Source organism: Pararhizobium antarcticum (assembly GCF_001885585.1).
Taxonomy (GTDB): domain Bacteria; phylum Pseudomonadota; class Alphaproteobacteria; order Rhizobiales; family Rhizobiaceae; genus Pararhizobium; species Pararhizobium antarcticum.
The window spans coordinates 17,279-31,917 of sequence record NZ_LSRP01000093.1; the positions used below are offsets into that span (position 1 = coordinate 17,279).

The 14,639-nt window shown below is 61.1% G+C and carries 14 protein-coding genes and 1 riboswitch; of the genes, 11 read left to right on the forward strand and 3 right to left on the reverse strand.

Features of this window, described 5'->3' with window-relative positions; translation table 11 throughout:
• The first annotated feature begins 13 nt into the window (after window positions 1-13).
• The 3 genes from AX760_RS14910 to ribB all read left to right on the forward strand — a co-directional run bounded on the left by AX760_RS14910 (window position 14) and on the right by ribB (window position 3,277).
• Window positions 14-1,507 (forward strand): sugar ABC transporter ATP-binding protein, encoded by a 1,494-nt coding sequence (locus AX760_RS14910; RefSeq protein WP_071833718.1) that lies wholly within the window; start codon window positions 14-16, stop codon window positions 1,505-1,507.
• A 12-nt stretch (window positions 1,508-1,519) separates the two neighbouring features.
• Entirely contained in the window at window positions 1,520-2,308 is a 789-nt protein-coding gene (locus tag AX760_RS14915) for an SDR family oxidoreductase (protein WP_071833749.1), read from the forward strand.
• A gap of 75 nt (window positions 2,309-2,383) precedes the next feature.
• Window positions 2,384-2,528: riboswitch (FMN riboswitch) on the forward strand.
• Window positions 2,529-2,641: 113 nt separating this feature from the next.
• Window positions 2,642-3,277 (forward strand): 3,4-dihydroxy-2-butanone-4-phosphate synthase, encoded by a 636-nt coding sequence (gene ribB / locus AX760_RS14920; protein ID WP_071833719.1) that lies wholly within the window; start codon window positions 2,642-2,644, stop codon window positions 3,275-3,277.
• A gap of 303 nt (window positions 3,278-3,580) precedes the next feature.
• On the opposite strand, the gene AX760_RS14925 is transcribed toward ribB, so the two are convergent.
• The 3 genes from AX760_RS14925 to AX760_RS14935 all read right to left on the reverse strand — a co-directional run bounded on the left by AX760_RS14925 (window position 3,581) and on the right by AX760_RS14935 (window position 7,109).
• A complete protein-coding gene (locus AX760_RS14925; protein ID WP_071833720.1) occupies window positions 3,581-4,957 on the reverse strand; it encodes an aspartate aminotransferase family protein in 1,377 nt (458 codons plus the stop codon).
• A 40-nt stretch (window positions 4,958-4,997) separates the two neighbouring features.
• Complete coding sequence (locus AX760_RS14930; RefSeq protein ID WP_071833721.1) at window positions 4,998-6,494, reverse strand: NAD-dependent succinate-semialdehyde dehydrogenase; 1,497 nt, start codon at window positions 6,492-6,494, stop codon at window positions 4,998-5,000.
• Between the two features lie 120 nt (window positions 6,495-6,614).
• A complete protein-coding gene (locus AX760_RS14935; RefSeq protein WP_071833722.1) occupies window positions 6,615-7,109 on the reverse strand; it encodes an Lrp/AsnC family transcriptional regulator in 495 nt (164 codons plus the stop codon).
• 105 nt (window positions 7,110-7,214) lie between these two features.
• Between AX760_RS14935 and ehuR the strand changes: the two genes are divergently transcribed.
• From ehuR to eutC, 8 genes are all read left to right on the forward strand, one after another.
• Window positions 7,215-8,600 carry a MocR-like ectoine utilization transcription factor EhuR gene (gene ehuR / locus AX760_RS14940; RefSeq protein WP_071833723.1) on the forward strand — a complete coding sequence of 462 codons (1,386 nt, stop codon included), beginning with the start codon at window positions 7,215-7,217 and terminating at the stop codon, window positions 8,598-8,600.
• Between the two features lie 122 nt (window positions 8,601-8,722).
• Complete coding sequence (gene ehuA, locus AX760_RS14945; protein WP_071833724.1) at window positions 8,723-9,508, forward strand: ectoine/hydroxyectoine ABC transporter ATP-binding protein EhuA; 786 nt, start codon at window positions 8,723-8,725, stop codon at window positions 9,506-9,508.
• 61 nt (window positions 9,509-9,569) lie between these two features.
• Entirely contained in the window at window positions 9,570-10,424 is an 855-nt protein-coding gene (gene ehuB, locus AX760_RS14950) for an ectoine/hydroxyectoine ABC transporter substrate-binding protein EhuB (RefSeq protein ID WP_087149262.1), read from the forward strand.
• Window positions 10,425-10,540: 116 nt separating this feature from the next.
• Window positions 10,541-11,200: an ectoine/hydroxyectoine ABC transporter permease subunit EhuC gene (ehuC, locus tag AX760_RS14955; RefSeq protein ID WP_071833725.1), complete on the forward strand. Its 660-nt coding sequence runs from the start codon at window positions 10,541-10,543 to the stop codon at window positions 11,198-11,200.
• Window positions 11,201-11,202: 2 nt separating this feature from the next.
• A complete protein-coding gene (gene ehuD, locus AX760_RS14960) occupies window positions 11,203-11,865 on the forward strand; it encodes an ectoine/hydroxyectoine ABC transporter permease subunit EhuD (protein WP_071833726.1) in 663 nt (220 codons plus the stop codon).
• The gene (gene eutA, locus AX760_RS14965) at window positions 11,862-12,644 is read left to right on the forward strand and encodes an ectoine utilization protein EutA (RefSeq protein WP_071833727.1); all 783 of its coding nucleotides are present in this window, start codon (window positions 11,862-11,864) and stop codon (window positions 12,642-12,644) included. Before ehuD ends, eutA begins: the two co-directional genes overlap by 4 nt.
• 4 nt (window positions 12,645-12,648) lie before the next feature.
• Window positions 12,649-13,650, forward strand: coding sequence for a hydroxyectoine utilization dehydratase EutB (gene eutB, locus AX760_RS14970; RefSeq protein ID WP_071833728.1), 1,002 nt, complete (start codon window positions 12,649-12,651; stop codon window positions 13,648-13,650).
• A complete protein-coding gene (gene eutC, locus AX760_RS14975) occupies window positions 13,647-14,636 on the forward strand; it encodes an ectoine utilization protein EutC (protein ID WP_071833729.1) in 990 nt (329 codons plus the stop codon). Before eutB ends, eutC begins: the two co-directional genes overlap by 4 nt.
• Window positions 14,637-14,639 lie beyond the last annotated feature (3 nt).

The window sequence follows — 14,639 nt, forward strand, 5'->3', positions numbered from 1 at the left end:
GGAAGACAGTGCCATGACTGCCAAGGACCTCAATCCCATCCTCTCGCTTCGCCAGATTCGAAAAGTCTACGGATCTCAAGAGGTGCTCCACGGCATCGATTTCGATGTCGGGGCTGGGGAAGTCGTGGCACTGCTTGGCGAGAACGGCGCAGGAAAGTCGACCCTTTCAAGGATCATTTCCGGTGCCGTTCAGCCGACATCAGGCGAGATGAAATGGCTCGGGGCGACTTACGCCCCGGCCTCTCCACGCGCTGCGATGGATGTTGGTGTCGGCATGATCCATCAGGAGCTCAAGCTCCTGCCGCAATTGTCCATCGCCGAGAACGTCTTCGTCGGCCGCTATTTGATGAAAGGAGGGCGCATCGATCGCCATGCCATGGAGGAGCGCGCCCATGCCGGTCTGCAGCGCCTCGGGCTGGATGTCTCGCCCCGCCGCCTGGTGGAAGGTCTCTCCACCGCCAAACAGCAGCTGATCGAGATCGCCAAGGCGATGACGCTTAATGCCAGGTTGCTCATTCTCGACGAGCCGACGGCCGCACTCGGGGGCGATGAAACACAGCTGTTGTTTCGGCAGATCGAGCGCCTGAAAGCCGATGGCGTCGGCATCATCTACATTTCCCACCGGCTGGACGAGATCCGCCAGATCGCCGACCGGATCGTCGTCATGCGCGACGGCGCCAAGGTGCAGGAATTCGACAGCGGCGACGTGCCGGTGCGCACCATCGTGGAGGCCATGGTCGGCCGTTCGCTGGAGCGCATGTTCCCGGCCATTCCAGAGCCGAAAGACGATGTGACGCTGGACGTGCGAAATCTTTCATCTCCGGCCAAAACCTTCAACAACATCAATTTCTCTGTCCGGCGCGGTGAAGTCTTCGGGATCGCAGGCCTCGTCGGTGCCGGTCGAACCGAACTGGTGCGGGCCATCACGGGAGCCGATCCCATTGCCAGCGGCGATGTCGTCCTGAATGGCAACGTCATCAAACTGCGGTCGCCGCGCGATGCAATCCGGCGTGGCATTGTTCTGGTCCCCGAAGATCGCAAGCTCCAGGGCCTCGTACTCGAACATTCGATCCAGGAAAATATCGGTTATGCCAATCTGGAGGAAGTCTCGCGTCGAGGCTGGGTGACGTCGCGGCGGCTCAGCCAGTTTGCCGACGCCTATATCAGGAAGTTCGGGGTCAAAGGCCGTGGCGGCCAGAATGCCGGGGAACTATCCGGTGGCAATCAGCAGAAGGTGGTGCTGGCGAAATGGCTCGCCCGCAAGCCGAAGGTTGTCGTCCTGGATGAGCCGACCCGTGGCATCGACGTCGGCGCTCGCTCGTCGATCTACGATACGATCATGGATCTGGCCCGGGAGGGCGTCGCGGTGATCGTCGTCAGCTCGGATCTCGAAGAGGTGCTGGGCGTGTCCAATCGCATCATGGTCATGGCACAAGGAAAGCAGGCCGGAATCCTGGACCGGAAGGACGCAAACGACGTCTCGGTCATGGAACTGGCAACGATTTGAAGAGGAATGAAAATGTCGGACATCACACTGAACGCACCGAAGCTGTTTGACCTGAGCGGCAATGTCGCGCTTGTGACGGGCGCCGGCAGCGGCATCGGCCAGCGGATCGCCGTCGGATTGGCCCAATGCGGCGCTGACGTCGCATTGCTTGACCGGCGCGCGGACGAGGGTCTTGCCGATACCGCAAAATTCATCGCAGCGACGGGCCGCCGCAGTATCCGGATCGCTGCCGACGTCACACAAGCGGAAGCGCTGAATGAAGCCGTCGCGCGGACGCAAGCGGAGCTTGGGCCGCTGACGCTTGCCGTCAATGCGGCCGGCATCGCCAATGCCAATCCGGCGGAAGAGATGGAGGAGGGCCAGTTTCAGACGATGATGGACATCAACCTGAAGGGCGTCTTCCTGTCCTGCCAGGCCGAAGCTCGTGCCATGCTGAAGAACGGCCGCGGGTCGATCGTCAATATCGCCTCCATGTCGGGCGTGATCGTCAATCGTGGACTCAACCAGTGCCATTACAATGCCGCCAAGGCCGGCGTGATCCATATGTCGAAGTCCATGGCCATGGAATGGGTCGGCCGCGGTCTCCGGGTCAATACGATCAGCCCGGGTTACACAGCGACCCCGATGAACATGCGCGCCGAAATGGTGCATCAGACCAAGCTGTTCGAGGAGCAGACACCGATGCAGCGTATGGCGGATGTGAACGAAATGGTCGGACCGGCCGTGTTTCTGCTGTCGGATGCAGCAAGCTTCGTCACCGGCGTCGATCTGCTTGTGGATGGAGGCTTCTGCTGCTGGTGAGCCGGGCAAACGCTCGGAAATCGCAGCGATATTTCTTTAAAGCTTGAAATCGCTGCGCAAATATCCTTATCTTTGCAGTGTTCTCAGGGCGGGGTGCAATTCCCCACCGGCGGTATCCGGCTTTGCCGGGAGCCCGCGAGCGCTTCCATTTCGGTGGAAGGCAGCAGATCCGGTGCGATGCCGGAGCCGACGGTCATAGTCCGGATGAAAGAGAACAACGTCTGCGACGCCACCCGCAAGGGGAAGGCGTAGGCTTTGTTCGCCCAAGGGATGGATGGCGGCCGTCAGGTCGTGGTTTGGCCGCAAACGCGGTGACCCTTGAAAGGCACAGGAATGACACTTTCGACAATTGAAGATGCAATCGAGGCATTGGCACGGGGCGGCATGATCGTCGTCGTGGATGATGAAGATCGCGAGAACGAGGGCGACGTCATCATCGCCTCGGATGCTGTGACGCCCGAGGCGATCGCTTTCATGATGAAACATGCACGTGGCCTCGTCTGTGTGGCTATGGAAGGCGACCGGCTGGATGCGCTGGACATCCCCATGATGGTCCCGAACAACACGGAATACCTGAAGACAGCCTTCACCGTTTCGGTCGACTACATTCATGGAACCACAACCGGGATCTCGGCAGCGGATCGGTCCGCGACCGTTCATGCCTTGATGGACGACAGAACAGGCGCGGACGATTTTGCCCGTCCCGGCCACATCTTCCCTCTGCGGGCGCATCCGGACGGCGTTTTGGGACGGCCAGGTCATACGGAAGCCGCGGTCGATCTGGCGCGGCTGGCCGGAAAACGCCCGTCTGGCGTGATCTGCGAGGTTGCCAATGACGACGGCACGATGGCGCGCCTACCGGACCTCAAGGCGTTTTGTCAGCTTCACGATCTACCGCTCATCACGATCGAAGCTCTCATGCGGTACCGCAAATCCCATGGTGCGGCAGCATCCGCCGTTGCCGCCTGAAAAATTCCGCTGCCAAGCACGCCAGCCATTTGGTCTCGCGCTGCAGTGAAGGGAAGGAGACAGTGGCCAGGCTCTCGTTTAGCCGACTGCGACACTGTCTCCGCCGGTTCTGCATGGGTTCCGAACGGGCTTGTCCTGATATGTTTCAATTGCACGCAAGGCTGTTTCTTCCGATTGTAACTCGCCTCCTGAGCATCGAATGAGGTCCATAAACGCGCATTCTCACACGTGCTTGAGGAGCGGGTCGTCAATTCCGATCTCATCAAGGCGCGGCATGCTGCCTTACTGCAAGCTCGCCCCTGCTTAGCCACCGAAAACTGATTTAACAGCGCTTGCTACAGCCGTGACGACAATGTCGGCTTCGGCGCGCGTCAGGCAGAGCGGGGGGGCAAAGCCGAGGATATCGCCCTGCGGCATGGCCCGGCCGATGACGCCACGTTCGAGAAGGGCAGCCGAGACCTTCGGGCCAATCTTCTTAGACGGGTCGAAAAACGTGCGGCCGTCCTTGTCCTCGACGAATTCGATCGCAGCCATCAGGCCGTCGCCGCGCACCTCGCCGACATTTTTGTGGTCAGCCACCGCCTTTGACAGTTCTGCGCGGAAATAGGCGCCCGTCGTTCCGGCGTTCTCGACAAGCCCGAGTTCATCGACCAGTTCGAGATTGGCGATACCGGCCGCGGCGCAGATCGGATGGGCGGAATAGGTCCAGCCATGACCGATAGGACCCATCCGGTCAGAGCCCTCAACGAGCACCTGCCACATCTTGTCCGATACGATGGAGCCTGACAGCGGCGCATAGGCCGACGTCAGACCCTTGGCGATGGTGATCAGGTCCGGCCTCATGCCGTAGTGGTCAGAGCCGAACATTGAGCCCAGACGTCCGAAACCGGTGACGACCTCGTCTGCGACCAGGAGAATGTCGTACTTTTCCAGCACAGCCTGGACCTTCTGCCAATAACCTGCCGGTGGCGGGACGATGCCCCCGGTACCGAGGATCGGTTCGCCGATGAAGGCTGCGATCGTCTCCGGGCCTTCCGCCAGGATCATTTCCTCCAGCTTGTCGGCGCACTGTTGCGAGAACTGCTCCTCGCTCATCGAACGATCCGGACGGCGGAAGTAATAGGGGGCTTCGGTGTGCAGGATCGGAGCGCGCGGCAGGTCGAACAGGTTGTGGAAGAGTTCAAGTCCGGTCAACGATCCGGTCATGACGCCGGAACCGTGATAACCGCGCCAGCGCGAAATGATCTTCTTCTTTTCGGGACGGCCGAGGATGTTGTTGTAATACCAGATCAGCTTGATGTTGGTCTCGTTGGCGTCCGATCCGGAAAGACCGAAATAGACCCTGGACATGCCCTTGGGCGCGCGGTCGATGATCATCTTCGACAACGTGATGGAGGCTTCCGTGCCATGGCCGACATAGGCATGGTAGTAGGCAAGGTTCTTGGCCTGCGCTGCAATGGCATCCGAAATCTTCTGGCGGCCATAGCCGACATTGACGCAGTAAAGCCCGGCGAAAGCATCAAGGCTGGTGCGGCCGTTGGTGTCGGTGATGTAGACGCCTTCGCCGCCGGCGATGATGCGCGTCGGCGTATCGCCCCGCGCATGCATGCCCATATGGGTCGACGGATGGAAGAAGTGATCGCGGTCCCAGGCGGTCATTTCGTTGCTGTGGTCGGACATGGTCTTTCCTTTTCTGTGTTGGCGCGTGCGTCGAGACGCCTCAGGCGGCCGTGTCGATGCAGAGATATTTGAGTTCGGTGAAGGCCTCGATGCCGTGGCGGGAGCCTTCGCGGCCGATGCCGGATTGTTTCCAGCCGCCGAAGGGAATTGGGCCGCCGGTAATCTTCACCCGGTTGATCGCAACCATGCCATATTCGAGCGCGCGGCCCAGCCGCATCTGGCGGGCTCCGTTCTCGGTGACAACATAGGCCACGAGCCCGTATTCGGTATCGTTAGCCCGCGTGACGACCTCTGCCTCGGTGTCGAACGCCGTGACGGCAGCGACAGGCCCGAAGGTCTCCTCATGCATGATCAGCGCGTCCTTAGGCACGTTCGTAAGAAGCGTTGGGGTATAGAAAAGCGATCCCGCCGTGTGACGCACGCCGCCGGTCAAAACCGTGGCGCCGCGGGCAAGCGCATCGGCGACCTGCTCTTCCACCTTGGCGATGGCCCGTTCATGCATCAGCGGGCCGATCTCAGTGCCATGCTCCAGCCCTGCACCGACCTTCAAAGCCTCGATCCGAGCCTTGAACGCGGCGTTGAAAGCGGCAAGCACCGGCCGTTCGACATAGATACGATTGGCCGCGAGGCAATCCTGGCCCGAGGTCGCGAATTTGGCGTCGATGGCGATGTCCACCGCCTTGCCGATATCGGCATCGGCGAAGACAATCAGCGGCGCGTGGCCGCCCAGTTCCATCACCAGCCGCTTCATGGTCGTCGCGCATTGCCCGGCGATACGCTTACCGATTTCTGTCGAACCGGTGAAACTCATCGCGCGCACCCGGGCGTCGCCGCTCATGCGGCCGACGATGGTTGCGGCGTCACCGGTGACGACGTTGAAGACGCCGGCCGGAAGACCGGCGCGCTCGCCCAGTTCCGCCAGGGCAAGGGCGGACAGGGGAGTTTCGGAAGAAGGATGAACAACGACCGTGCAGCCCGCCGCCAGCGCTGCCGCTGCCTTGCGGGTGATCATGGCGCACGGGAAGTTCCAGGGCGTGACGATGCCGACGACGCCTAGCGCTTCGCGCCGCACGATCATCTCGGCGCCCGTTAGGTGACTGGTGACATTCTCGGCATTCAGCCGCTTGCCTTCCTCCGCGTACCATTCGATGAACGAGGCGGCATAGTCGATTTCGCCTTCCGATTCCGCCAGCGGTTTTCCCTGTTCCAGAGTCATGATCAGCGCCAGATCACCACGGGCAGCAAGCAGGAGGTCGTACCAGCGCCGCAGGATTCTGGCGCGCTCCTGCGGTAGCAGAGCGCGCCATTTTGAAAACGCGGTCGATGCGGCATTGATCGCGGCTGTTGCCTCGTCCGCGTCCAGCGCCGATACCCAGGCGAGCGACATGGAGGTGGCCGGATCGCGGACCTCGAACGTGCGGTTCGCACCATTGGCGGTCCATTGGCCACCGATATACGCGAGTGATTTCAGGAGATGCCTGTCCTTCAGGCGTCCAAGCGCATCGTGACAAGCGGGGCGTGCAAATACAGCGTTCATCTCCGGCTCCCTCGTGTTTGGCTGCTGCAAGCATGGCAGCTTTCACGCGAGAAATGGTCTGTTCCGTCCTGTGCGGAGAGAGGATTGGTCTAAAGCAGGGCGACTGGAGAGAGGAATCATCTAGCGCTCCGGCGTCTCCGTCCCGGACAAAAGCACTGACAGCGGCAGTGCCGTTTCCTCTTTCACCGTCTTGGTGACGATATAGGTGAAATAGCGGGCGATGCCGATCTCGCGGTTGAGCAGGTCGTCGACCAGCCGCTGATAGGCATCGATATCGGCGGCCATGATCTTGAGGATATAGTCGACCCCACCGCCGACGGACCAGCAGGCGATGACCTCGGGAAGCATAGTGATGGCGCGTTCGAAGCGATCGAAATCGGCCTGACGGTGATTTTCGAGGGTTACCTCCATCATCACGCTGGCCACCGGTGCGATGCGACGAACCGCAATGCGGGCGTGATAGCCCGAGATGATGCCGGCCTTTTCCAGCTTGCGCAAGCGCATCCAGCACGGTGTCGGCGACAGCCCGACCGCTTCGGCGAGCGCCACCTTGGTAATGCGGCCATCGCGCTGGACGGCCTCGAGGATGCGCATGTCGATCGCGTCAAGTTTCATACCGATGGAAGCCCCCAAGCGAAATCATGGCAAAGACTATGAAAAAGCCCGAAGGAATGCAATTTTTGCATTGTCAATTGACCTGAATTTTATCACTGTCAAATCATGACAAATTGGCGTCCAGATCCGCTTCAGCTTCGCCGCCCGGCCTATCTCTCGCTTGCCGAGCAGATTGCTAGCGCCATCCATGACGGCAAGCTTGTAAACGGAACCCGCCTACCGACGCACCGGAAACTGGCGGAGGACCTGAAGCTGTCGATCCAGACGGTGAGCCGCGCCTATGACGAACTGATCCGGCGCGGGATGATCGCGGGAGAGGTCGGCCGCGGCTCCTTCGTGCAGACGCGGCCAAGGGAGCCCGAACCGCCCTACCTGCCCGAACGACTGGGTGAGGTCATCGATCTGTCGATCCTCAAGCCGGTCTGCGAGCAGATCCATCTTGACCGCATGCGGGAAGCCTTTACCTGGCTTGGCGAAAATCTGCCGTCAAGTTCTGCGCTGTCGTTCAGGCCGAACATGGTGTTTCCGCGCCACAGGGCCGTTGCGACGGACTGGCTTAACCTCTGCGGGCTCGATGTCTCGCCACTGAATGTCAACCTCACGAATGGGGCGACGTCTGGCATGACCGTGGCGCTGATGAGCGTTGCGCCACCCGGATCGACAGTCGCGACGGAAGCCATCAGCCATCACACACTGGTGCCGCTCTCGACCTATCTGGGCATCCACCTTGAGGGGCTTGCGATCGATGCCGACGGGATGATACCCGACGCACTCGACGCCGCTTGCCGCAACGGACCGATCCGGGCCGTCTTTCTCCAGCCCTCGGTGGTCAATCCGACCGCCACGCTGATGAGCGCGAAACGCCGACGGGAGTTGGCCGCCGTGGCTTCAAGGCACGATATCGCCATCATCGAGAACGATGTTCTGGGCCCCATGGTCGAAAACAGGCCGCCGCCGGTGCAGAGTTTTGCACCGGAGCGCACGCTCTATGTCACCAGCTTCACGAAGATCACCGTGCCTGGCCTGCGCATTGGCTATCTCGTCGCGCCGGACCGCTATGTCGCCGCAGTGGCGAACCGGCATCTGGTGTCCAACTGGATGGCGACGCCGGCGATTGCCGAGATTGCAACGCGCTGGGTCAGCAATGGCACGGCGATGGAACTGGTCAACTGGCAGAGAAAGGCGCTTGCGCGGCGTCACGACATTGCCGCCCAAGCCCTGACAGGGTTGGCCTACCACGCACATCCGCAGAGCCTGCATGTCTGGATGCCGCTGACATGCCAGCATACGGAGGACGGCTTCGTCGCGCAGGCACGGTTGCGCGGCGTCGCGATCGCGCCGGGCGCCTCTTTCCAGACGGCCGATCACGGGCGGGTTCCCGCCGTGCGCATCTCGCTCGGTTCCACGTCAGAAAGCGAATTGCGCACCGGACTGGGGATCATTGCCTCCCTAGCGCAGGGAAACCCGGAAGCGCTTCTGCTCGCCATTTGATGAGTTCGCCTGCCAATTGGGCAATGTCAGAAAAATTGTCATGAGATTATTTTGAGAATTGACATGATTTAGCAAGCTCGTCATCGTTGTGGCATCGCTCGTCTCAACAGGGAGAGACATGCATGCCTTCGCCGATCATCCACATTGACAATATCATCAAGACCTATGGGCCGCTGACGGTGCTTGACGGTCTGTCGATGTCTGTCATGCCGGGCGAAAAACTGGCGCTGATCGGCCCCTCCGGCTCCGGCAAGACGACCATCCTGCGCATTCTCATGACGCTCGAGAAAATCAATGGCGGTCACATCGAGATCGACGGCGAGCAACTCTATCACATGCAGAAGGCTGGTGGCCTTGTGGCCGCCGATGAGAGGCACCTGCAGAAAATGCGCGAGAAGATCGGCATGGTCTTCCAGCACTTTAACCTCTTCCCCCACAAATGCGTACGCGACAACATCACCCTGGCACCGATGCTGACCAAGGGCATTGCGAGGGCCGCGGCAGAGGCTCGGGCGATGGAGCTTCTCGACATGGTGGGCATGGCCGACAAGGCGAAAAGCATGCCCGCGCAATTGTCCGGCGGGCAGAAGCAGCGCGTGGCTATTGCCCGGGCGCTGGCGCTTTCACCCAAGATCATGCTGTTCGACGAGGTGACCTCGGCGCTTGACCCGGAACTGGTCGAGGAAGTGCTGAACGTCATGCGCAAGCTCGCCGCCGAAACCGACATGACGATGCTGCTCGTCACCCACGAAATGGGCTTTGCCCACGACTTCGCCGATCGCATCCTGTTCTTCGACAAGGGACGGATCGTCGAGGAAGGCAAGCCGGACGACATATTCCGAAATCCCCGGCAGGAGCGCACGCAGACCTTCCTGCGCAAGGTAATTGCGGCGGGGCACCGCGTCTGATCGCTTCGGCGATCCGGTAATGCCTCCGATAAAAATGGAAAAATCCAGAGGAGTTGGAACAATGACGTTGAAACATTTCATGACGATGGCAGCCGGCGCAACGGCGCTGATGGCGGTTCTTGCCGCAGCACCTGCGAGCGCTGACGAAGCGAAACTCGAAACCTTGAAGGCGCAAGGCTTTGCCCGCATCGCCATTGCCAACGAACCGCCCTTTACGGCGGTCGGCGCCGACGGGAAGGTTTCGGGTGCTGCCCCCGACGTCGCCCGCGAGATCTTCAAGCGTCTCGGTGTGGACGATGTCGTCGCTTCGATTTCCGAATACGGCGCGATGATCCCCGGCCTGCAGGCCGGACGCCACGACGCCGTGACTGCTGGCCTCTTCATGAAGCCGGAGCGCTGCGCGGCGGTTGCCTATTCAGAGCCGGTTCTGTGTGATGCAGAGGCGATGCTCGTCAAAAAGGGCAATCCAAAAGGCTTCAAGAGCTATGCCGATGTCGCCAATGACCAATCCGCCACGATCGGTGCGCCAGGTGGCGGCACGGAGGAAAAACTTGCGCTCGAAGCTGGCGTGCCACGCGACCGGGTTATCGTCGTCCCGGATGGCCAGAGCGGCCTGAAAATGCTGCAGGACGGCCGCATCGATGCTTATTCGCTGCCGGTCCTTTCGATCAACGACCTCGTCAAGAAGGCCAATGATCCAAACCTTGAGGTGATTGCTCCGGTCCAGGGTGCACCGGTCTACTGCGATGGCGCGGCCTTCAAGAAGGGTGACGAGGCGTTGCGCGATGCATTCGACGTGGAACTGGCGAAGCTCAAGGAATCGGGCGAGTTCGCCAAGATCATCGAGCCCTACGGCTTCTCGGCTGCGGCAGCGATGTCCACGTCCCGTGAAAAGCTCTGTGCGGCTTCGAATTGACGCCTGGTTAGGCAGGAGGTCTGGGGGAGGAAGCTCCTCCTCCGCGCTTCCTGCCGCAGAGACGGCAATCGCCAAATGACCCGCAAAATTGAAACGGCGAGGACAGAGAAAACACGATGATCGACTGGTCCGGATACCTGGGGCTGATATTGCAAGGCGCGCTTGTGACCGTCGAATTGACGGTCATGGGCTCGGCGCTGGCACTCGTCATGGCCTTTGCCGCCGGCCTCGGCCGCCTGTCGCGTTTTGCCGTCATCCGCATGCTGGCAACCGTGTATATCGAGTTCTTTCGCGGCACCTCGATCTTTGTTCAGCTGTTCTGGGCCTATTTCGTGCTGCCATTTGCCGGCATCACGCTGACGCCGCTCCAAGCCGGTGTCCTGGCACTCGGGCTGAATGTCGGCGCCTATGGAGCGGAGGTCGTCCGTGGCGCTGTGCGGGCCATCGGCCGTGAACAGCATGAAGCCTGCGTTGCCCTCAATCTTGGTCGTTATCACCGGATGCGCCATGTCATCCTGCCTCAGGCCCTGCCCTTGATGCTGCCCACCTTCGGCAACAATGCCATCGAGCTTTTGAAGGGGACCGCCGTCGTCTCGCTGATCTCGCTGACGGACATGACATTCCAGGCGCAGGTGGTGCGGGCGCAGACGGGCAGCACGTTGATCCCGTTCGCGACCATCCTCGTTCTCTATTTCGCCATGGCCACGGCGATTTCCGCAGGCGTGCGCTGGCTGGAGCGCCGCGCCGCGCGTGGTCTTGATGGTGTGAGGGTCTGATTATGGAATGGGATTGGGCATTCGTCTGGGAGATCATGCCGACCCTCCTTGAAGGGTTGAAGATCACGATCCTGGCAACGATCCTTGGGGCGATCGTCGCGGCTTTCGTCGGCCTTGTTCTGGCGATTGCCCGGCGGTCTCCAAATCGGCTGATTTCGCGGCCCGTCGGGTTCATCGCCGATTTCATTCGCGGCACACCGCTTCTGGTGCAGCTCTATTTCATTTTCTACGTGCTGCCTGACATCGGTATTCGTCTGTCGCCGCTTGTCGCAGGCGTCATCGGGCTCGGCATTCACTACGGCACCTACACCGCCGAGGTCTATCGCGCCGGCATCGACAATGTGCCGCGTGGTCAGTGGGAGGCGGCGCGGGCGACCAATCTGAGTATGCGGCAGGCGTGGATTCATGTCGTGCTGCCGCAGGCGATCCCGCCGATGATCCCGGCGCTCGCCAACTATTTCATTGCCATGTTCAAGGAAACGCCGCTGCTGTCTGCCATCACGGTGCTGGAACTGATGAACCAGGCGAAGAGCGTGGCCAACAGCAGCTACCGCTATATCGAACCGATCACCATGGTCGGCGTATTCTTCCTCGTGATCAGCCTGATCTCGGTGATCGCGCTGCGTTTCCTGGAAGAGCGTTTTACCAGGGCGGACGAACGATGACCCTATCCGATATCAGCATCGGCCTCGCAAGCCACGCACCCAACCTCGACGAGCGTCCGCTGGAAAAGCGGATCGGCCTGATTATCCTGGCCACCGACCACACGACCGAAGCTGATTTTCAGCGCATGGTGGCAAACGAGCGGATCGGCGTTTATGTGACGCGCATTCCCTATGCCAACCCGGTCACGCCGGAAAACCTGATGAAGATGCAGCCGTCGCTGACGGCGGCAGCCGGGCTGATCCTGCCGGACGAGCCACTCGATGTGGTAATGTACTCCTGTACCTCGGCCTCCGTCGTCATTGGCGATGCCCGCATCGAGGCGGCTATCCAGGCCGCGAAGCCGGACGTCCCCGTCGTTACCCCGACGGCGGCTGCCGTACAGGCTTTGAAGGTCATGGGGGCGAAAAGCATCTCCGTTCTGACGCCCTATACGGTCGAGACCAGCCGGCCGATGGCGCGCTATTTTACCGATCTGGGTTTCAAGATCGATCGTTTCACCTGCCTCGGCATGAGCGATGATCGGGAGATGGCGCGGATCTCCCATGCCGAGATCTCTGCCTTTGCCGCCGAGGCAATGGCACCGGAATCCGATGCCCTGTTCATTTCCTGCACGGCCGTTCGCGCGGCCGAGGTTGTGCCGCGGATCGAAACGCTGCTTGGAAAGCCGGTTGTGAGCAGCAATCTGGCGACGGCCTGGGCGTGCCTTCGCATTTGCGGCGATGCCGTTTCACGGCCCGACCTCGGGTCGCTCATGACCAAACCCTATCTCGAAGGCTGACGGTATGCGCGCACAGCCCTTCGTTTCACTCGACGATATTCGCACGGCATCCACGCGCATTGCCGGACGCGTGTCGCAAACGCCAATGGTGCATTCCGCAGCACTGGAAGAACAGGCCGGCGTCGCGGTCTACCTCAAGCTCGAGCATCACCAGACGACCGGCAGTTTCAAGCTGCGCGGCGCAACCAATGCGCTTCTGTCTCTATCGCCAACAGAGCGCGCCCGTGGCGTCGTGGCCGCGTCCACCGGCAATCACGGCCGCGCTCTTGCCTATGCGGCACAGGCAGAAGGAGCCTTGGCAACCATCTGCATGTCGCGGCTTGTGCCTGAAAACAAGGTCCTCGAAATTCGAAGGCTCGGCGCCGAGGTTCGCATCGTCGGGACCTCGCAAGACGAGGCGCAGACCGAGGTCGATCGGCTGGTTGCAGAGAAGGGCATGATCATGGTGCCGCCCTTCGACCACCCGGCAGTCATTGCCGGACAGGGAACACTCGGGCTCGACATCCTGGAACAGGTGCCCGAGGCGGAAACAGTGCTGGTACCGCTCTCCGGCGGTGGTCTTGCGGCCGGTGTGGCGGCGGCGATCAAGGGTTTGAAGCCGAAGACGAGGATCATCGGGCTAACCATGGAGCGCGGGGCCGCGATGAAGGCGAGCCTTGATGCCGGGCGCCCTGTTCTGGTCGAGGAACTGCCAAGCCTGGCAGATTCGCTCGGTGGCGGTATCGGGCTCGACAATGCACTGACCTTGGCCATGTGCCGCGATCTGCTTGACGATGTGATCCTGCTTTCCGAAGAAGAAATAGCCGTCGGCATGCGACATGCCTATGCCGTCGAGCGCGAGATCGTCGAAGGGGCCGGCGCCGTCGGCATTGCGGCGCTGCTCTCCGGGCGAGTGACATCCGGCGGCCCGATCGTCACTATTCTTTCAGGCCGAAACGTCGACATGATCCTCCATCGCCGGATCATCAACGGTACGGCGTCTCTTGTTCCGGAGGGGACGGCATGAGCCGGATGATCATCCTGACAGAGGCGGATCTAAGGTCTGTTGTAGAGCTGGACATGGATGCCGTCGACTGCGTTGAGGCAGCCTTTCGAGCCCTCGCCACCAAGGCCGTCGCCATGCCGCCGATCCTGCGGCTTGATATTGCGGAATATCGCGGCGAAGTCGATGTCAAGACCGCCTATGTGCCCGGGCTCGACAGTTTCGCGATCAAGATCAGCCCCGGTTTCTTCGACAATCCGAAGATTGGTCTTCCCAGCACCAACGGCATGATGGTGTTGCTGTCGTCGAAGACCGGCCTCGTCCAGGCGCTGCTGCTCGACAATGGTTTTCTGACGGACGTGCGCACGGCGGCGGCAGGGGCGGTGGCTGCGAAACATCTGTCGCGCGACGATTCCACCGTTGCCGCAATCTTTGGCGCCGGCATGCAGGCGCGCTTGCAATTGCAGGCATTGATGCTGGTGCGGCCGATCAGCGAGGCGCGCATCTGGGGCCGCGATGTTGCCAAGGCAAGCATGCTGGCTGCGGATCTAGCGGTCAGGCTGGGCATACCTGTCTCCGCCTGTCGTGATCCGCAAGATGCGGTGACAGGCGCTGATATCATCGTCACCACGACGCCGTCGGAAACGCCGGTGTTGAAGGGCGAATGGCTGCAGGTCGGCCAGCACGTCACGGCCATGGGCTCGGATGCGGAACACAAGAACGAACTCGATCCCGCCATCGTCATCAACGGTTATTACGTCGCCGACAGCGTCAAGCAGACACGGCGGCTGGGAGAGTTGCATCATGCCATCGCGGCCGGTCTCACCGACGCTGAGATGGATTTCCCTGAACTCGGCCAGATCATTACCGGACGGAAGCCGGGACGTGCCGACGCCAGCCAGATCACGGTCGCTGACCTGACCGGAACCGGCATCCAGGATACCGCCATCGCGACCTTCGCCTTCGCCCGTGCCGGCTCTGCCGGCGCGGGCATGAAATTTGAAAGTTAAGAC